At 65.7% G+C, this 17,570-nt stretch carries 15 protein-coding genes; 6 read left to right on the plus strand and 9 right to left on the minus strand.

Translation table 11 applies throughout. The features are described 5' to 3' along the window. The first annotated feature begins 2 nt into the window (after positions 1 to 2). Entirely contained in the window at positions 3 to 1,046 is a 1,044-nt protein-coding gene (locus J2805_RS23105) for an NAD(P)-dependent alcohol dehydrogenase (protein ID WP_309980369.1), read from the plus strand. Between the two features lie 63 nt (positions 1,047 to 1,109). On the opposite strand, the gene J2805_RS23110 is transcribed toward J2805_RS23105, so the two are convergent. Then, complete coding sequence (locus J2805_RS23110; protein WP_309980370.1) at positions 1,110 to 3,269, minus strand: amylo-alpha-1,6-glucosidase; 2,160 nt, start codon at positions 3,267 to 3,269, stop codon at positions 1,110 to 1,112. A 333-nt stretch (positions 3,270 to 3,602) separates the two neighbouring features. Here J2805_RS23110 and J2805_RS23115 point away from each other — a divergent pair, with 333 nt between their 5' ends. From J2805_RS23115 to J2805_RS23130, 4 genes are all read left to right on the plus strand, one after another. Then, positions 3,603 to 4,823, plus strand: coding sequence for an MFS transporter (locus tag J2805_RS23115; protein WP_309980371.1), 1,221 nt, complete (start codon positions 3,603 to 3,605; stop codon positions 4,821 to 4,823). Between the two features lie 29 nt (positions 4,824 to 4,852). After that, on the plus strand, positions 4,853 to 5,821 hold the full coding sequence (locus J2805_RS23120; protein WP_309980372.1) for a LysR family transcriptional regulator: 969 nt from the start codon (positions 4,853 to 4,855) through the stop codon (positions 5,819 to 5,821). 54 nt (positions 5,822 to 5,875) lie between these two features. Continuing rightward, positions 5,876 to 6,439 (plus strand): DoxX family protein, encoded by a 564-nt coding sequence (locus tag J2805_RS23125; protein WP_309980373.1) that lies wholly within the window; start codon positions 5,876 to 5,878, stop codon positions 6,437 to 6,439. 112 nt (positions 6,440 to 6,551) lie between these two features. After that, positions 6,552 to 7,334 carry an SDR family NAD(P)-dependent oxidoreductase gene (locus J2805_RS23130; protein ID WP_309980374.1) on the plus strand — a complete coding sequence of 261 codons (783 nt, stop codon included), beginning with the start codon at positions 6,552 to 6,554 and terminating at the stop codon, positions 7,332 to 7,334. Here J2805_RS23130 and J2805_RS23135 read toward each other — a convergent pair. The 7 genes from J2805_RS23135 to J2805_RS23165 all read right to left on the minus strand — a co-directional run bounded on the left by J2805_RS23135 (position 7,331) and on the right by J2805_RS23165 (position 14,393). Then, complete coding sequence (locus J2805_RS23135) at positions 7,331 to 8,107, minus strand: SDR family NAD(P)-dependent oxidoreductase (protein WP_396134469.1); 777 nt, start codon at positions 8,105 to 8,107, stop codon at positions 7,331 to 7,333. The two genes, J2805_RS23130 and J2805_RS23135, sit on opposite strands and share 4 nt — an antisense overlap. 1 nt (position 8,108) lies before the next feature. Beyond that, positions 8,109 to 9,107: a fumarylacetoacetate hydrolase family protein gene (locus J2805_RS23140; RefSeq protein WP_309980376.1), complete on the minus strand. Its 999-nt coding sequence runs from the start codon at positions 9,105 to 9,107 to the stop codon at positions 8,109 to 8,111. A gap of 11 nt (positions 9,108 to 9,118) precedes the next feature. Then, positions 9,119 to 10,192 (minus strand): amidohydrolase family protein, encoded by a 1,074-nt coding sequence (locus J2805_RS23145; protein WP_309980377.1) that lies wholly within the window; start codon positions 10,190 to 10,192, stop codon positions 9,119 to 9,121. Further along, a complete protein-coding gene (locus J2805_RS23150; RefSeq protein WP_309980378.1) occupies positions 10,189 to 11,313 on the minus strand; it encodes an FAD-dependent oxidoreductase in 1,125 nt (374 codons plus the stop codon). The genes J2805_RS23145 and J2805_RS23150 overlap by 4 nt, the downstream gene beginning before the upstream one ends. A gap of 74 nt (positions 11,314 to 11,387) precedes the next feature. Beyond that, positions 11,388 to 12,425: a cyclase family protein gene (locus tag J2805_RS23155; protein ID WP_309980379.1), complete on the minus strand. Its 1,038-nt coding sequence runs from the start codon at positions 12,423 to 12,425 to the stop codon at positions 11,388 to 11,390. Then, entirely contained in the window at positions 12,422 to 13,366 is a 945-nt protein-coding gene (locus tag J2805_RS23160) for a fumarylacetoacetate hydrolase family protein (protein WP_309980380.1), read from the minus strand. The genes J2805_RS23155 and J2805_RS23160 overlap by 4 nt, the downstream gene beginning before the upstream one ends. 7 nt (positions 13,367 to 13,373) lie before the next feature. Beyond that, the gene (locus tag J2805_RS23165) at positions 13,374 to 14,393 is read right to left on the minus strand and encodes a VOC family protein (protein ID WP_309980381.1); all 1,020 of its coding nucleotides are present in this window, start codon (positions 14,391 to 14,393) and stop codon (positions 13,374 to 13,376) included. A 315-nt stretch (positions 14,394 to 14,708) separates the two neighbouring features. Between J2805_RS23165 and J2805_RS23170 the strand changes: the two genes are divergently transcribed. Beyond that, positions 14,709 to 16,196, plus strand: coding sequence for an NCS1 family nucleobase:cation symporter-1 (locus J2805_RS23170; protein WP_309980382.1), 1,488 nt, complete (start codon positions 14,709 to 14,711; stop codon positions 16,194 to 16,196). 60 nt (positions 16,197 to 16,256) lie between these two features. On the opposite strand, the gene J2805_RS23175 is transcribed toward J2805_RS23170, so the two are convergent. Continuing rightward, positions 16,257 to 17,564 carry a D-arabinono-1,4-lactone oxidase gene (locus J2805_RS23175; protein WP_309980383.1) on the minus strand — a complete coding sequence of 436 codons (1,308 nt, stop codon included), beginning with the start codon at positions 17,562 to 17,564 and terminating at the stop codon, positions 16,257 to 16,259. Positions 17,565 to 17,570: the final 6 nt, after the last annotated feature.

Here is a 17,570-nt window from a genome sequence, read left to right on the forward strand (position 1 = left end):
GCTTGACCACTAGTGCCAAGGCCTACATCGCCCCATCAGCCACATCACCCCTCCGGCCGGGAACCATTGAACGGCGCGAGCTCGGCGCATTCGATGTACGGATAGCGATCAAATTCGTGGGGATCTGCCATTCCGACATCCACACAGCACGAGGTGACTGGGCGGGCGTCAGTTTCCCGGTGGTTGTCGGGCATGAGATTTCCGGCGTCGTCGAGGCTGTCGGTGCCAGGGTAACGGGCTATTCGCCGGGCGACCGGGTGGGGGTCGGCTGCTTCGTGGATTCCTGCCGTGAATGCCCGAACTGCCGAGCCGGTGAGGAACAGCACTGTTTGGCCGGTGCCACCAGCACCTACAACTCAGTGGGCCGGGACGGCCTGCCGACGGCCGGCGGCTACAGTACGAGCATCGTAGTGGACGAAAACTATGTCCTGCGGATACCTGAGGGCATATCGCTTGACGTTGCAGCCCCGCTGCTGTGCGCCGGCATCACTATGTACTCGCCGCTGCGCAATTGGGGCGTCGGCCGCGGGACGCGGGTGGCCATCATCGGCATGGGCGGGCTCGGACACATGGGCGTTAAGATCGCGGCCGCCCTGGGCGCCGAGGTCACGGTGCTCAGCCAGTCACTCAAGAAGCAGGAGGACGCGCTGCGTCTGGGGGCCGAAAGTTACTACGCCACGTCCGACCCCGTCACCTTCGATATCTTGAGAGGCTACTTCGACCTGATCATCAACACGGTCTCCGCCGATATCGACGTCGATGGGTTCCTTTCCCTGCTTGCTCTGGACGGCACGATGGTTCTCGTGGGGCTGCCTCCGAAGCCCCTGTCGCAACGTGCTTGGTCACTGGCCAGCTTCCGCCGAAGCCTGGCCGGTTCCAAAATGGGCGGCATCCGGCAGACGCAGGAAATGCTCCACTTCTGCGCTGCCCATGGACTCGGGGCAGAGGTGGAGGTCATTCCGGCGAGCAAGATCAACGACGCCTTTGACCGGGTCCTTGCAAGTGATGTCCGGTACCGCTTTGTCATCGATGCCGGGACATTCTGAGTTTCAAGAGTCCTGGGTTTCTCCCAGGAACGCCCGTTTCAGATGCGGGATGCCGTTGCTTGGCTAGGGCTTGCGACGAAGTCCTGCCTGCTCCACAAGCTCCGTCAGCCACGGGCGGTGCCCCTGGTGGAACACCATCCCCTCAGGCAAACCCTGGACCGTCGGAACGGAATTGACGATGTCGATAGTGATCCGGCCTCCTGCCATTGGCGCGTTGCTGATGTGAAGGTCGCCGTACGACTCCGGAAGTGCCGGATCCATCCAGAAGCCACCGCGCGAAACGTGGGTGTCGTACCGCATCATGCTGGTCACCAGCTGGATCGGCGTGGTGGCTGCCCATGCCTGCGGGGAGCAGGCCGTCGGATAGGGTACGGGTGCCGGCAGCTGCTCCCGGTCGAAGCCGCAGAACAGTTCCGGCAGCCGTCCATCCGAGAACTCTGCTGCTTCCAGGAGGGAGGTAGCGATACGTTGGGCCTCTGCGACAAATCCGTACCGCATGAGGCCGGCTGCGATGACCGCATTGTCGTGCGGCCAGACGGAACCATTGTGGTAGCTGGCCGGGTTGTACGCTCCCATGTCACTGGCGAGGGTTCGCACACCCCAGCCACTGAACATTTCCGGGGACATCAGCCGCTCCGCCACCAGCGGCGCCTTGTCCTCATCCACCAGGCCGACCCATAGGCAGTGCCCCATGTTGGAGGCGCAGGCGTCAACCTGCCGCTTCTGACCATCCAGGGCGATCGCGTAGTAACCGCGGTCCGGCATCCAGAACTGCTCGTTGAACTTTGCCTTCAGCCTCGCTGCACGATCGGCCATCTCAATGCCAAGAACCCTGTCACCGGCGTCGAAGGCCATCCAGGCGCGGGCCATGTAGGCGTCGTATACGTAGGCCTGGACCTCGCACAGCGCCAGGGGAGGTTCGGCCAATCGGCCGTCAGCGAAGTTAATGCCGTCCCAGGAGTCTTTCCAGCCCTGATTCAGGAGTCCCTGCGGGTTGAGGCGCTCATACTCCACGAACCCGTCACCGTCTTTGTCGCCGTAATCGCGAATCCATTCCAGTGCCCGATCCGCGTGGGGAAGCAGTGCGGCGATGGTGTCCTTGGCGAAGCCCCAGCGGCTCACCGAGCCGAGGACGATGACGAACAATGGAGTGGCGTCAACGCTGCCGTAGTAGACGGATTTTCCGCCCAGGGAGAGCCCGCTGGAGACGTCGAGGCGGACCTCGTGCAGTATTTTTCCGGGCTCTTCCTCACTCTTCGGGTCCACTACGCGGCCCTGGCGATCGGCCAATGTCTGCAGCGTGCCCAGGGCCAGGGACGGGTCCACGGGCATGGCCATTTCCGATGCCCACAGCGAGTCACGGCCGAACAGGGTCATGAACCAGGGGGCTCCGGCAGCCACCACAACACGATCCGGATGCACGGGGTCCTCAATGCGCAGGGCACCCAGATCCTCGTAGCTGCGCCGGAGCGTCCGTTCAACCGAGTGGTTTCCAATGTTTACAACGGGAATCTTCGCCACCCATTCCTGGTGCCGCCGGTCCCTGGGTGACAATTCGCCCCTGTCAGTGCGGACAAACGACGCCGGCGGAGGACTTGCTGCGTCGTTGCTCGGGACCGCGGTAAGAACGGTACTCCACTGGCTGTGCGGGGCGATTGATACGCGATACCTCAGGGTGCCTTCGGTGACCTCTGCTCCTGGTGCCTGGACCAGGATTCCCTTTCGGACGTCCTCCCATTCAGCCCGGATGGTCAGAGAATCGTCACCGGCTTCCCGCGTTTCCTGCCAATGACGCTGGAACCTGGCTTCCTTCACTTCGAAGAGATCAGCGAAGTCTGCCTCCAGCGTCACAGCTAAGTCACATTCGGCCGGCTCGGGGGAGTAGTTACGAAGAGTGATCTTTTCCTGGATGCCGGCACCCACTTCACGCAGCCGCTCCACGATGACCGGGCTGTCCGCATAGCCGTCCGAGCGCGGAACACGCCCCACAAAAAGAGCTCTGTAGGGTTCCTTGGTCTGCGCTGTCAGCGCCTCGATTGTCTGGCCATTAACGCTCAGATTCCAGCGGGAAAGAATTCGGGTGTCCTGGAAGAAGACTCCATGCGGATGCTCAGGATGAATGTCTCCATTCGGCAGGGAAATGCAAAAATTGGATCCTTCGACCAGGGTGACCGTCCCCGCGCCCAGCGGACCGGCCGCCGTGTCAGCATTCCATCCAGCCATGCAGGCCCCCTCAACTCATCAAGCCAAACACCGTAGGCAGAGTTCGGGTAGCGGGGCAGATCTCCGCTTCCTTCTACATTGTTGAAGGTACGCCGGTCCAGCGGACAGCACCAGAGAGGAACGCCGGGTTCCGTCCTCTCCGCGGCCAGGGACCACGGGAGCCGTACCCACGGGCCGGGAACAGTCGGGCCCTGCCATCCGCTGTACGGATACCAGCTATCCCGAATGCGTGATTCCCCGATACCCCAACGATTGCGACAGTGAGGGAAGTCACTTTTTGGCACCTGAACGGCGCCGATTCTCCGTGACCACCAAGAAGCAAAGGGAGATTCAATGGAGAATATTCAGCTCACGGGCGCTGCGATCAGGAACAGGGCGCCCGGTTCGGCGGCGTCGAGAACCGCGGGGCGGGTCCAGGCAACCCTCCTTGTTGCCGGCAGCTGCATGCCTGTGCTGGGGGCCGTCCTCCTGGCACCCATCCTCCCGACCCTAAACCAGGCGTTCGCAGACACCTCCGGCGTCGGCATCCTGGTGCCGCTCACCCTGACGCTGCCTGCGCTGTTCGTAGCCCTTTTCTCGCCGCTTGCGGGCTATGTTGCGGACCGGATAGGCCGGAAGCAACTGCTGGTCTTCGCCATGCTGGCCTACGCCGCCTTCGGGACGGCGCCGCTGTGGCTTTCCACCCTGGAATCGATTGCCCTGTCCCGGGTCGGGGTCGGAATCGCCGAAGCCGCGATCATGACCTGCTGCACCACCCTCATCACGGACTACTACACGGGCGAACAGCGGAACAGGTATCTGGGCCTTCAGACCATGGTCAGCGCGCTGGCGGCCACGGCCTTCTTCGCCCTCGGCGGCGCCCTGGGCAGCATCAGCTGGCGGACACCGTTCTGGCTCTATGCCGTCAGCGCAGTCATCGTCATCCCCATGGTCTTCAAACTCTGGGAACCGGCAAAGGACCAGCGCACGACGGCGGCCAAGACGCCTGTGCCATGGCGGCAGATCGGCGCGCCCGCCGCGGTGACGCTCTTCGGCGGGATCGTGTTCTACGCCCTCATTGTTCACTTGCCGTACGTCATCACCGAGCTCGGTGTCGGCGACGCCGCGCTCATCGGGCTCGCGGCAGCGATCGCCTCCCTCGCCACCGCGGCAGGCGCCATTTCATTCCGTTTCCTGGCGAAGCTGGGCACACGGAACCTGCTGGCATTCGCGTTCGGGCTGGCCGCCGTCGGACTCTTCCTGGTCTCCGTCGCGGGCAACGTGCCGCTGGCGATTGCGGGGGCGGTCATCGCGAGCGCAGGAACCGGTGTGCTGCTGCCCACCCTGCTGACGTGGGCGGTGAACGGCCTCGACTTCCACCAGCGCGGCCGTGGCACAGGAATCTGGACCGGGACGCTCTTCATCGGCCAGTTCATGACCCCGATCGTCCTCGGCGCGGCGGCCGCGGCACTGGGCAGCCTGGGCTTCGCCCTGGGTGCATTGGGCATCGCCTGCGCGGTGGCCCTGCTGGCCGTCCTTGTCCGAGGTCCCCGAATGGTGCCCGTCAGCCATTAGCCCGAGCCGCACGTGGATAACCTATGGGTATGAAGAACCTGGACCTGAACCTGTTGCCCCACCTGCAGGTCCTGCTCGAATTGAAGAACATCTCCCGGGCAGCGGAGCGCCTCCAGCTCAGCCAGCCCGCCACGAGTGCTGCAATGGCCCGGCTCCGGCGCCATTTCGACGACGAACTTTTGGTGCGGAACGGCCGGACCTACGACCTCACGCCCTTCGCGCAGTCGCTGGTCCCGCTGGTTGATGAAGCCATGCTTCACATCCAGCGGGCCACGCGCGTGCGGTCCGGTTTTGACCCAGCCTCCAGTGAGCGGGAGTTCGTCATCGCCGCCTCGGATTATGCGGCGGCGCTGATCGTGGGTCCGCTGCGCGGCATCCTGCGCCAGGAGGCCCCGGGCGTGTCAGTGGACTTCGTGCCCACCGCCGGTTCCGGGATCCATGGCCAGATGGCCGACTATTCGAAGATCGACCTGCTGGTGGGGCCCACCGGCTACCACATGCAGGGTGCCAGCAAGCAGGTGTTCCGTGACAGCTTCGTGGCCATTGCCGACGCCGCCAATCCGCTGCTCCAGCAGCCCCGGCTGACGTTGGAGGACCTGGCCTTGGTTCCCCACGCCGTCGGCTATTTCGGTGAGGGTATCAGCACCCCGGCAGACAAACTGTTCGAGTCGCGGGGCATCCAGCGCCGCGTGGCTGCCGTGGTGGCCGGGTTCCTGTCCTTGCCGCTCCTGGTCGAAGGGACGGACCTGGTGGCGATGGTCCCGCGGATGCTGGCGGCCCGGGCACAGCGCGGCGCGGACATCGTTGTGCTGGAATTCTCGGAAGGCACCGAAGCTTCCTTGGTGGAGGCCATGTATTGGCACCCCTCCCAGGCGGAGGACCCGGCCAGCGTGTGGCTGCGGGCCGTCGTCCAGCGCTCCTGCGCCAGGCTCCACGAACTCTTCCCTGTCAGTGCGCACCCCGTGACTATCCACGCGCGGGAGGCAGCGCAGACGTAGAATCGTGCTCACACCGAGCCGGGCAGCGACTCAGGCAACCCAAGGAGGACTTTCATGCGCAATGTAACCACCAGCCCCGAGGCAGCCGCCGCCGCACAGACCCTGTTCCGGGTAGGCCTCGGAGGGGTGCTCATCGCGCACGGATCCCAAAAACTTTTCGGCTGGTTCGGCGGGGGAGGCGTTGAAGGCACCAGCAAGGGCATGCACGCCATGGGGTTCCGCCCGGCAAAACCCAGCGCCGTCCTCGCTGGTGTCGGTGAAGCAGGAGCGGGGCTTGCCTTGGCCCTGGGGCTGGCCACCCCTGCCGCAGGTGCCGCTGCTGCCACCACGATGGGAGTCGCAGCCAGCGTCCACGCCCCGAACGGCTTCTTCGCCACCGAGGGCGGCCTGGAATACCCTGCGGTGCTGGGCCTTGCAGCAGCGGCGTTCACGATCGGCGGCTCAGGTCCCTTCTCCCTGGATGCACTTACCGGCCATGTCCTGGACCGGCCCTGGATGCGGATCACCGCTTTGGCCGTGATCCCCACAGCCATCGCCGTCCAGATTGCCCGCCGGCGCAAAGCCCTGGCCGCCGACGCTGTAGCCCCTGCCGAAGGCACCGCCGCCGAAGCAGGATGAACCTGTCCCTGTGACTATCCACGCGGCGGATACCACCTAGACCCAAGACGCCGTTCCCCTTCCGGCCCATCCCTGCGAAAGTCGAGGAAACACGCTTTCGGAAGGATCTCCCATGCCCGTCTCCAGCCCGCGCCTGGCCGGCAAGACCGCCGTCATCACCGGAACGGCCAGCGGCCAGGGCAGGGCTGCCGCGCTCGCCTTCGCCGCGGAAGGGGCCTTCGTGGTGGGCTGCGACATGGACGATGACGGCGCCGCGGCCACGGTTGCCTCGGTCACCGCCGCGGGTGGCCGGATGAGCAGCAGCCGGGTTGATCTGACGGACGCGGCAGCCGTGGCCGGGTGGGCGTCGGATGTCGCCGCGGAACACGGCCAAGTCCACGTCCTCTATGCCAACGCCGCCGTCACGCGGTTCGCCCCGGTGGAGGAACTCACCTTCGATGACTGGAAATGGAACATTGAACACGAGATGGACGTGGTGTTCCTGCCGGTCAAGTACTTCTGGCCGCAGCTCATCAAGGCGCCGAACGCGGCCATTGTGCTGGTGGGATCGACTGCAGGAGTCACCGGGTCCATGACCAACGGCCGGCTTGCCCACACCGCCACAAAGGGTGCCGTGGTGGCCATGACCAAACAGCTCGCGGCTGAGGGCGCCCCGCATGGGCTGCGCGTCAATGCCGTCAGCCCGGGCATGATCCGCACCGCGGCCACCGAGGGCAACCTGCTGGCAGCGGACCACCCCATGCGGACCATTGCAGGCAGCATCCCGCTGGGGCGGATCGGCGCGCCGGAAGAAGTCGCCAACTGCGCGCTGTTCCTGGCGTCGGATGAGGCGTCCTACGTGACGGGAGCAAACCTGATGGTCGACGGCGGCTGGTCGGCCGTGCTGCCAGGCTAGCGCAGGGCGTCGGAGACCGACTTGGCGCCGCCGTGGCCTGACTGGCCGCCGTCCACCGGGATCTCGGCGCCCGTCACGAAGGATGAGAGCGGGCTGAGGAGGAAGAGCACGACGCCGGCCACCTCCTCCACGCTTCCGGAGCGTCCCAGCGGGGTCTCCGCCAGGGTCGCCTGCCGGAACTCCGGCTTGGCGCCCGCCGTCATGGGAGTCTCTATAAAACCGGGATGGACGGTGTTGACCCGGATCCCGCGAGGTCCGAGTTCCATGGCTGCCACCTGGGAGAGCCCGCGCAGTGCCCACTTGCTCGCGGTGTAGGCCACCGGATAGTGCGCCGTCAGGCCGGCAACAGAGCCGACATTGACAATGGAAGCTCCGCTGCCCATCAAGGGCGCGAGCGACTGGATTCCCAACAGGCTGCCAGCCACGTTCACTTCGTAAACCTTCTGCAGATCCGCCACAGAGGCATCCAGGAGCCTGCTGCGCTGAGTGATCCCGGCATTGTTGACCAGCCCGTCCACCTGCCGGCCCTGCGACCGGATCCAGGAAGCGAGTCCGGACCAACCGGCCTCGTCACTGACGTCCAGCCGCCGGTATGTCAGCTCACCGTCCGATGCAGGGGACGCATCCGCCAGCCCGGCCGGGGCGTCGGCTGCCAGGTCAGTGGCGATGACCCGGGCCCCTGCCTCCGCCAGCAGCCGTGCTTCCGCCGCGCCCTGCCCCTGGCCTGCGCCGGTGACCACGACGGTCCGCCCTTTAAGCTGGAGCGAAACCACCCTAGACGCCGGAAGGAGCCGCAGCGGCAACCCGGTTACGGGGCCTCGGGCGGGCGGCCACATGGGTTACAGCCTCGCGCCTGGCGCCCACCATGTTCTCGATGGTGCCGATCCCTTCCACCGTCATCCGGACCACGTCGCCGGTTGCCAGGGGCGGGGGAGTCTTCGAACCGTTGCGGCCCCACAACTCGGCGAGGCAGCCGCTGCCGCAGGTGCCAGAGCCCAGGACGTCGCCGGGCCGCACCACCGAGTCCTGGGAGGCGTAAGACACGAGCTCGGCGAAGGGCCAGCCCATGTTGGACAGCAGGTCCTGCCCGATGTGTTCGCCGTTGACTTCGACGGCCATGGAGATCGGCAGGAAGCCCTCGGCATCGTGCCGGTCCTCGAACTCGTCCGCCGTGACAATCCACGGGCCCAGCGTGTTGGCGAAATCCTTGCCCTTGCACGGGCCCAGGCTGACCTTCATCTCCCGCCGCTGGAGGTCCCGCGCGGACCAGTCGTTGAGGATTGTGTAGCCGAAGATGTGCCTGTGCGCCTCCGCGGCGGTCAGGTTCCTGCCGTCGCTCCCGGGGACGCGGCCGACGACGGCGGCCACCTCCGTCTCAAAGTCCAGGTCCTCACAGCCCGCCGGAATACCGATCACCTCGCCCGTGCCGGTCACCGTGTGCGGGTTGGTGAAGTAGAACGTGGGCGCCTCGTACCACTCGGGCACCACGCCGGCCACGCCGTCGATGCTCTTCCGCACGCCTTCAACGTGTTCCTCGAACGCCACGAAGTCCCGGATGGTGGCGGGCACCAGCGGGGCGAGCAGCTGCACCTCCGTGAGCGGAACGGCAGGTGCGGAACCTACGGTTTCCCGGGCAACGCGCAGGGTTTCATCCAGTCCGGCGGCCAGCAGCGTCTGGACGCCCTGGCCGGCGGGCAGCGCGTAGCAGTGTCCGCCGTCCACAAAGCCGAACTGGGTCCCGCCGTCGTAATTCCAGCGTGCGATCTTGACCATGAGGGTGTTCCTTAAGCAGTGGGTCTGGCGGTCAGGGCGGCCGCTGCCATGATGCCCAGGGTGCGTGCGTTGCCGCCTAGAACCTGGGCCTCACCGTCGGACGACAGGCCGGCAGCCTGGACCTCGTCTACGGGAAGGTCGGAGCCCATGTCGAACGGGTAGTCCGAGCCCAGCAGCACCTGTTCGGGGCCCGCAGCAGCTACCAGGGTGCGGAGTTCCACGGCGCTGTGCACCAGGGAATCGAAGTACAGCTTTTTGAGATAGGACGACGGCGGCTGGGCGCAGCCGTGTGCCTCGGGCCGGACCTTCCATGCGTGGTCGGAGCGGCCAAGTTTCGTGGGCAGGTAGCCGCCGCCGTGCGCGGCCAGCACTTTCAACTCAGGGTGCCGGTCCAGGACGCCGCCGAAGATCAGGTGGGACAGGGCAACAGCATTCTCCGCGGGCTGGGAGACCGTGTTGGCGAGGTAGAAGAGGTCCAGCCGCTCATCCAGCGAGCAGCCGAAGGGGTGCAGGAACACCAGTGCGTCCAGTTCCTCCGCCCGGCTCCAGAACGGTTCCAGGCGCGGGTCGGAGAGTTCGACGGTGCTGTGCTCCGGATCGTTCGGGGTGGCGGCGAACGATCCGATTTCGACGCCGAGCAGTCCGCACTCCAGCACCGCGTGCTCCAGGGCTTCCACCATCAAGGCGGGGTGCTGGAGCGGGACCAGGCCCAGCCCATTGAGCCGCGTCGGGGCACGGTCAACGAACTCCCGCACGGCCTGGTTGGCCTGCTTCGCTACCTGCAGGGACAGCTCCTCGCCGGCGAAGTAGTAGAAGTGCGACGGCGACGGCGAGACCAGCTGCACGTCCACTCCCTGGGCATCCATGTCCGCGAGCCGGCGGTCCAGGTCCGTCAGTTGGGGCCGGCGCTCCTTGAGCATCCGGCCCGAAGCGGCCATCGATTCGGGTCCGTTACGCCGCACCTCCAGGGCCTGCTGGGCGGCGAAGCCCGCGGGGTCCGCCTCGGCCACCAGCTGCTGCAGGGCCGGAAGCAGGATATGGGCGTGGACGTCAACGGTGGGGGATTCGCTGGCGGGGATGTTCATGCCGGTTCCTTCACCAGGCTGGAGATTGAATGCATGAGGCCGGGCACGTTGGCATCCCGGACGCCGTCGAGCATCCACTGGCCCAACTGGACGGACGCGTCGACAACTGCCTTTGCCCTGTCCAGGCGGCGGTCGGTGAACTCTTTCCAGAGCGTCTCGGTAACGTCGTCGGCGCTGATCAGGAGTTCGGCCAGCACGGCCCCATCTTCCATCGCCATGGCCGCACCTTGGGCAATGGTGGGCGGGCAGCTGTGCGCGGCGTCGCCGATGATGACGCTGCGGCCGCGGTTCCAGGGCCCGTCCACCAGGTGCGTGGTGAACCAGGTGTAGTTAATGCGGGCACTGTGGTCCAGGTTGGCACGGATCTCGTTCCAGGGGCCGCCGTAGGCCGCGGCGAGTTCAGCCATGATGCGGGGGCCGTCCTCGTGCTTGCGATCCTGTGCCTTCTCCACGAGGTAGGCGTAGATGGTGTCCGGGCCGGTGGGGCAGTAGCCGGCGATGAAGCAGGGGCCGCCGTAGGTCAGGTCCGTGCGGACCACCTCTTCGGGCCGCTCCACGAAGGCGCGCCAGATGCCCATGCCGGTGGGCTGGGGTTCAACCTCGATGCCGATGGCCTTGCGGACGGCGGAGTGCAGGCCGTCGGCGCCGATGAGGAGGTCGTAGGTGGCGCTACCGCCGTCGGCGGTGCTCACGGTGACGGACCCGCCGTCGTCCGTTATGCCGTTGACCGTCTTGCCGTAGCTGATCCTGGCACCGGCCTCGAGGGCGCGCTCGCGCAGGATCTCGGTGAGGTCGGGGCGGTACATGCCCAAGGTGGCGGGGAGGTCATCACCACCCGTCCGGATGTCATCCAGGACGGCAATGACGGTGCCTGCGGGGTCGGGGGCGCGCAGGCCAAGGGTGCTGAACGCGTAGCCCTTCGCCTCGATCTGCTCCCAGACACCGAGCTGGCGGAGGACCCGCAGGGCGTTCCCCTGCAGGGTGATTCCGGATCCAAGGGTCTGCGGTTCGTCGGCCTTTTCCAGGATTTCGACCTTGACGCCGGCATCTGCCAGGAGGATGGCAGCGGTCAGTCCCGCGGCTCCCGCTCCGACGATTCCGACATTCTGTACTGCTGCCATCGTTGACTCCTTTGTATTGACGGCGTTGCTGCTGATTATGGTGCCCTTCGGGCCTGGTGTGAGCCAGCCGCAGGCTATCTGAGGGCGATGGGGTTGACGGGTGATCCCACGGCGCCGGTGATGGGAAGAGGTGCGGCGGTGAGCAGGAAGTCGTACCTGCCGTCCGCTGCGCATGCTTCCGCCAGGCCGTCCGGGTCCCACATCTCGCCCAGGAACAGCCCCAGGTTGGGGATGGCGATCTGGTGCAGGGGCTGGAAGGCGCCGTCGAACTCGTTCGGACGTACTTCGAAGCCCCAGGTGTCGGTGGCGATCCCGGCGATTTCGCTGCGGTGCAGCCAGGGCGCGGTAGTGAAGGACAAGCCCGGTGCCGCGCCGCCGGCGTAGTCGCCCCAGCCGTCACGGCGGACCCTGGTGTACTGCCCGGTGCGGATCACCACGATATCGCCCCGGCCCACCTTTGAGCTTGGCCCCTGCAGTTCGATGGTGCGCTCCAGGTGCTCCCGGGTGATGGCGAAACCGTCCGGCAGTTCGCCGTCGTTCCGTCCAAGTTCCGGCCCGAGGGCACGGCCAACGTTCAGCAGGACGCCGCGGGTGACGATCTTGGCGGCGGCAGTTTCGATGCCGGTCACCAGGTCACCTTCGGAGGTGACCACGTCGCCGGCGGCCCTGCCGTTCCAGGCCTTGCCCTGGTCGAAGATGTGGCCGAGGCCGTCCCACTGGGTGGAGCACTGCAGCGGCATGGCGATCACGTCGTCTGCACCCCCGAAGCCGTGCGGGAAGCCTTGGTTGCCGCGTTCGGCGTCCACTCCGGTGTCCGTCATGGTGTGGACCGGGTTGGTGCGGCGGCGCCAGCCCTTCTGCGGGCCGTTGGTGTCGAACGGCTGGGACAGCGAGAATGCCTCACCGGTCTTCACCAGTGCCGCGGCTTCGACCCGCTTGCCGGCGTCGATGAAGTTCAGGGTTCCCAGGACGTCGTCCCCGCCCCAGCGGCCCCAGTTGTTGTGGGCCGCGGCCATGGCGCGGATGCTGCCGAGCGGGTCTTCACGCCGGATCACCGGGGAATCGGTTGATTCCCCGGTGGCGGCGGTTGGCGCTGTGTCCTGGGTGGTCACTGGACTTCGTCCTTGCAGTGGATGAGCTGGGTGCCCAGTCCTGTGATGGTGCCTTCCATAGCGTCGCCGTCCTGCAGCAGCCGGCCCCAGTGCTGGCCGTTGCCGGCGGGGCTTCCGGTGAGCACCAGGTCGCCGGGGCGCAGCGGCATGATCTGGGAGGCTTCACTGACGAGCTTGGCCACGCCGAAGATCATGTCCTGCGTGGACTCGTCCTGCATGGCCTTGCCGTTGAGCTTCAGTGTCACCTGGACGTCCTGCGGGTCGCCGAAGAACTTGGCGGGCACCAGCAGCGGGCCGGTGGGCAGGAAGCCGGGGGCGTTTTTGGCGCGGTACCAGTCCGAGCCGATGGCCGGCATGTCCTTGCGGAAGACAAATTCACGGGTGGTGACGTCGTTGACCATGGTGTAGCCGAAGACGTAGTCCAGCGCTTCCTCGGGGGTGACGCGGAACGCGGTCCTGCCGATGACTGCGGCGAGTTCCAGCTCCCAGTCGTGGGACTTGCTGTAGGACGGGAGGGTGAGGTCGTCCGTGGCGGACGCGATCGCCGTCGGGAGGCCGATGAAGAAGTACGGCGTGCCCCGGCCTGCCCGCTTGTCCATCATGGCTGCCGTCTTGGCGCGCACCTTCTCTTCGTCTTCGCCCGGTTCGCGGTGCGCGGCGGCGAGGTCGATCACGTGCTTGCGGTAGTTCGCGCCGGTCTGCAGGACCTGGGCCGGCTCCACCGGGGCGAGGACATCAACGTCGGCAAGTGCCAGGCCGGCGTCCTGGCCGGCGGAGGCGGCGAGGGTGTCCAGCTGGGCTTCGTTGGTGTCCCAGTGCTCGATCAGGGAGTTGATGTCCCCGTCCAGCGGCAGGACCCGGTCACCCACCAGCAGGCCGGCGCGGGCTTTGCTGTCGCCGGCTTCCTGGAAGCGGATGAGGGCATATGTTGCTTCAGACATGGCGCGATCAGCCCCGTCCCTGCTTGGCGTAGGGGTTGAGGAGGGCTTCCTTCATCTCGGGGGAGGCGCCTTCTTCGGTGGCGGTGAAACCTTCGGCCGGGGGGAAGGATTCGGTCATGGAATGCGGCATGGCGCCGTTCTTGTAGAAGTTGTTGGAGCCCAGCGACGGCTTCCAGGTGTTGGCGTCCCAGTCCGGGACGTAGTTGCGGTAGCCGCCGGAGTTCAGTTCGACGCGCAGGCCGGACGGGTCGCGGAAGTAGAGGAAGTTCTGCTCGCCCACGCCGTGGATGGAGGGGCCGTATTCCATGGGGGTGCCGTTTTCCATCATGACGTCCGCGGTGCGGAGCAGGTCCTCGGTGGCGTCCACCCAGAAGGCGATGTGGTTGACGCGTCCGGCGCGGCTGGAGGTGTCCAGGACGACGCCGAGGTCGTGGGACTTTTCGTTGGTGGTGAGGACGGAGAAGACGGTGACGGGTGCTTCGTCCAGGTCAACGAAGGCCATGACGCGGAAGCCGAGGGCCTCGCTGTACCACTTGGCGAAGCCGCGGACGTCCGAGGATGCCACCGTGACGTGGTCCAGGAAGCGCGGTGCGGCGGCGTGGCTGCTGCGGCGTTCCGGCCGGTCCGGGTAGGTGGACTCGAAACCGGGCTCGGCAACGAACTTCTCCACTTCATAGAAGAGGCGCATGTGGTGGCCGTAGGCGCCGGTGAACTCGTAGGCCGTGCCGAAGCCGTGGCCGCCGGACGTCCAGGTTCCCTGCACGCCGGTTGCTTCGATGCGCTCGGCTGCGGCTTCCAGGGCCGCCTGGGAGTTGGTGCGCCAGGCCATCCGGCCCAGGGACGCTTCCGGTCCTTCCGTGATGACCAGGCTGTAGCGGTAGTAGTCGCCCCAGCAGCGCAGGTAGACGTTGCCGTCCACGCGGTCGATGATGCGCATGCCGAACTTTTCCTCGTAGAACCGTGCCGACGCTTCGACGTCGGGAGTGGTGATCTCGAGGTGGGCAAGATGGGAGAGGGGAGTTTCCACGTTGAAGTCCTTCTGAGTACTGGCTGCTTCTGGATTGCTGCAGGTCCTGTAACCACTGTGAACCAGCCCACGTATCCGGGGAAGCACAGTCTCCCTATGGCAGCTATCCGCGTCGCAAATAGTTGAGGGTGCTGCGGTGGCGCTGCAGACGACGTCGGAACACCAGCCAAATTCCGCCCGCCCGGGGCCCCCTTGATCTGTTACCCCATGCTCAGGCTGAGTATATTGGCACCATTGGATGCGCCACCGGACAGCGTGCTGGCAGGGAATTCAGATTCAGGCCCAGCGTGCGGTTGTTTGGGAAGTGAGGAGCAGGTGTCCCACGTCATTCCGCCGGGGGCCAGCCGGCGTCTGTATAACGAAGACCTCGCACCGGCCGAGCACCGCACGTGGGGTTTCTATTCGCTCTTTGCGATGTGGATGTCGGACATTCATTCGCTCGGCGGTTACACGTTCGCCGCGGGCCTTTTCGCTTTGGGCCTTGGCGCCTGGCAGGTGTTCCTTGCACTGGTGACGGGGATTGTCATCGTTTTTGTCCTGATGAACTTCTCCGGATACGCCGGCCAGAAGACAGGAGTTCCCTACCCCGTGCTCGCTCGGGTCTCGTTTGGAACGTTCGGGGCCAACCTGCCCGCGCTGCTTCGTGCGCTCGTTGCCATTGCCTGGTACGGCATTCAGACCTGGCTGGCCTCTCGCGCCGTCATCATCATCGCCCTGAAGATCTGGCCCGAACTGCAAGGCCTGACCGAGAACAACTTCCTGGGCGAATCCACGCTGGGCTGGTTGGCCTTCCTGTTGATGTGGTCGCTCCAGCTTCTCCTGCTACGAAACGGCATGGAGACCATCCGGAGGTTCCAGGACTGGGCCGGGCCGGCCGTCTGGGCGGTGATGGGCCTGTTGGTCGTGTACATCCTGGTCAATGCGGGGTGGAATCTCTCCCTCGACCTTCCGGGAGGCAATGCTGAGTGGGGCGTCACGCACGCCTTCTTTGCCGCGGTGGCCCTGACGGTCACGTACTTCTCCACCCTGATGCTCAATTTTTGCGATTTTTCCCGTTTCGCGCCCTCACGCAGGGCGGTGCGCACGGCGAACCTGTGGGGGCTTCCGGTGAACTTCATCGCCTTCTCCGTGGTCTCAGTCGTTGTCACCGCCGGAACGTTCAAGGTGTATGGGGAGTACATCTACGACCCGGTAGAGATCGTCGGGCGAATCGACAGCATCTGGGCGCTGCTGCTCGGCGCTGTCACCTTCGCTGTGGCAACGCTGGGGATCAATGTCGTGGCAAACTTCGTCTCGCCCGCCTACGACCTCGCGAACGTCTGGCCCGCGCGGATCGATTTCAGGCGCGGCGGCCTGATGGCCGCACTGATCGCACTGGTAATTACGCCTTGGAACCTCTTCAACAGCCCGGTTGTGATCAACCTTTTCCTCGGAGGGCTCGGAGCGCTGCTCGGGCCGCTGTTCGGGATCATCATGGTTGACTATTATGTTCTCCGCCGGCAGCACGTGCTGGTCCGGGACCTGTTCAGGGAGCAGGGGTACTACACGTATACCGGTGGCTGGAACCGAAAAGCGGTCATCTCGTTTCTCGTCTCTGCCATCCCGGCCGTGCTCTTCGCCTTGCTTCCCCTGCTGGGCGCCTTCTCAGCATTCTCCTGGTTCATCGGGGCAATCGTGGCGGCCGTGGTGCACTATTTCATCTCCCGCCACGACACGAGCCTGGCTGAATCGATCACCGCCGCCGCTGCTGAAGAAGCCGATCCGGGCGGCGCACCGTGGACGCAGGTCCGGCAGAGCCGGTGAACCCAGCCGCCCGGCCTATGCCCCGGAGCGAAACTCCGGGGCATACACCGGGATTGCTGATCACCCTACAAGGGCACGGGTATGGTCGTTAAGGAATATTCCGCGGGGGTCGAACTCGCGGCGGATCCGGATGAAAGTGTCCAGCCCGGGATAGAGGCGTTCCAAACGGCTACGGGTCATGAAGTGGATCTTGCCCCAGTGCGCGCGGGGCTCAAATTCCTGCAGCAGCGCATCAGCATCCCGGAAGAAGGGCCAGTAGTCCGTGCCAGGCTCGGTTGTCAGGGTGATGACGGTGGTGTCCCGCCCCTGGAACTGGGAAATGTAGGCTTCATCGGCTTTCACCCAGCGGACCTCAACGGGGTACTTCTGCTCGGGATGCCTGGTCCGGATCAGGTCCTGGATGGCCTCGACCGCGGCAAAGCCGTCCTCTCTGCGCACGAAGTACTCGAGTTCGTGGAACTGTGTGGTGAAGCCGCCCGGGTAGATGCGGTACGACCGGTCCAGCCGCGCGCCCTCCGTACGCGCAATATCACGCTCGTCCTGCAGCTGGGCGATGTTGTATCGCTTGGTGTAGCTCCGTCCTGCCATGCGCTGGCCGGGCGCTCCGGGTAGGTCCAGGAGTTCGCACGAATCATCCTCCGGACACCAGAGGAACGAGTAATGCCTGTTGGAGTCGATGTCCGTATCCCACGTCGACGCCGTTTCGGCCCAAGTGGGGTACGTAATCTCCTCCTGCAGGTAGTACCGGTCCTCGACCGCCAGTTCGACCTCCAGGAAGACTCCGAGCGTGCCCAGGGCCACCTGGGCCGCCCTGAGTTCGCGGAGCTGTCCCTCGCCGATTTCGACGATTTCGCCGTAGCCGTTGATCAGTTTGACCCAGCGGAGGCTTGACGAAAAGCTGCCCAGATCCTTGCCGGAGCCGTGCGTGCTGGTTGCGAGTGCTCCGGCGATCTGCTGCTTGTCGATGTCGCCCTGGTTACCCAGTGCCAGCCCCTGCTCCCACAGCTGATCGCCGAAGGCGTTGATGGTGGTGCCGGCCAAGGCCCGTGCGCGTCGGCGAGCAGGGTCGGTTCCCGTGATCGCCGACATCGCGGACATGTCCATCAGGACCCCGCCCGTCTGAACCAGCGGGGAGGACGAATGTCCTGAGCCGACCGCCCGCACAGGGAGGCCTTCGCGGATGGCGAAACGGACGGCGTCGAGCGCTTCCTGTTCAGTCCTGGGCCGGACGGTGAAAGCCGGCGTGGCGCTTTGGTTTCCGCCCCAGTTGGTCCAGGTTACGTCTGTCCCAAAGGGAGCGGAGGGTGTTGCGGCGCGCGCCGTGTTGCTGGGAAGGGCCGTGTTGCCGGGAATGTTCGCAGTGGTCATTGCTGA

This window comes from Arthrobacter oryzae (genome assembly GCF_031454875.1).
GTDB lineage: Bacteria > Actinomycetota > Actinomycetes > Actinomycetales > Micrococcaceae > Arthrobacter > Arthrobacter oryzae_D.

Coding starts and splice junctions, on each gene's coding strand:
- J2805_RS23110 (WP_309980370.1), bottom strand. CDS start 3,269: ATGGCTGGATGGAATGCTGACACGGCGGCCGGTCCGCTGGGCGCGGGG.
- J2805_RS23115 (WP_309980371.1), top strand. CDS start 3,603: ATGGAGAATATTCAGCTCACGGGCGCTGCGATCAGGAACAGGGCGCCC.
- J2805_RS23120 (WP_309980372.1), top strand. CDS start 4,853: ATGAAGAACCTGGACCTGAACCTGTTGCCCCACCTGCAGGTCCTGCTC.
- J2805_RS23125 (WP_309980373.1), top strand. CDS start 5,876: ATGCGCAATGTAACCACCAGCCCCGAGGCAGCCGCCGCCGCACAGACC.
- J2805_RS23130 (WP_309980374.1), top strand. CDS start 6,552: ATGCCCGTCTCCAGCCCGCGCCTGGCCGGCAAGACCGCCGTCATCACC.
- J2805_RS23140 (WP_309980376.1), bottom strand. CDS start 9,107: ATGGTCAAGATCGCACGCTGGAATTACGACGGCGGGACCCAGTTCGGC.
- J2805_RS23145 (WP_309980377.1), bottom strand. CDS start 10,192: ATGAACATCCCCGCCAGCGAATCCCCCACCGTTGACGTCCACGCCCAT.
- J2805_RS23150 (WP_309980378.1), bottom strand. CDS start 11,313: ATGGCAGCAGTACAGAATGTCGGAATCGTCGGAGCGGGAGCCGCGGGA.
- J2805_RS23160 (WP_309980380.1), bottom strand. CDS start 13,366: ATGTCTGAAGCAACATATGCCCTCATCCGCTTCCAGGAAGCCGGCGAC.
- J2805_RS23175 (WP_309980383.1), bottom strand. CDS start 17,564: ATGACCACTGCGAACATTCCCGGCAACACGGCCCTTCCCAGCAACACG.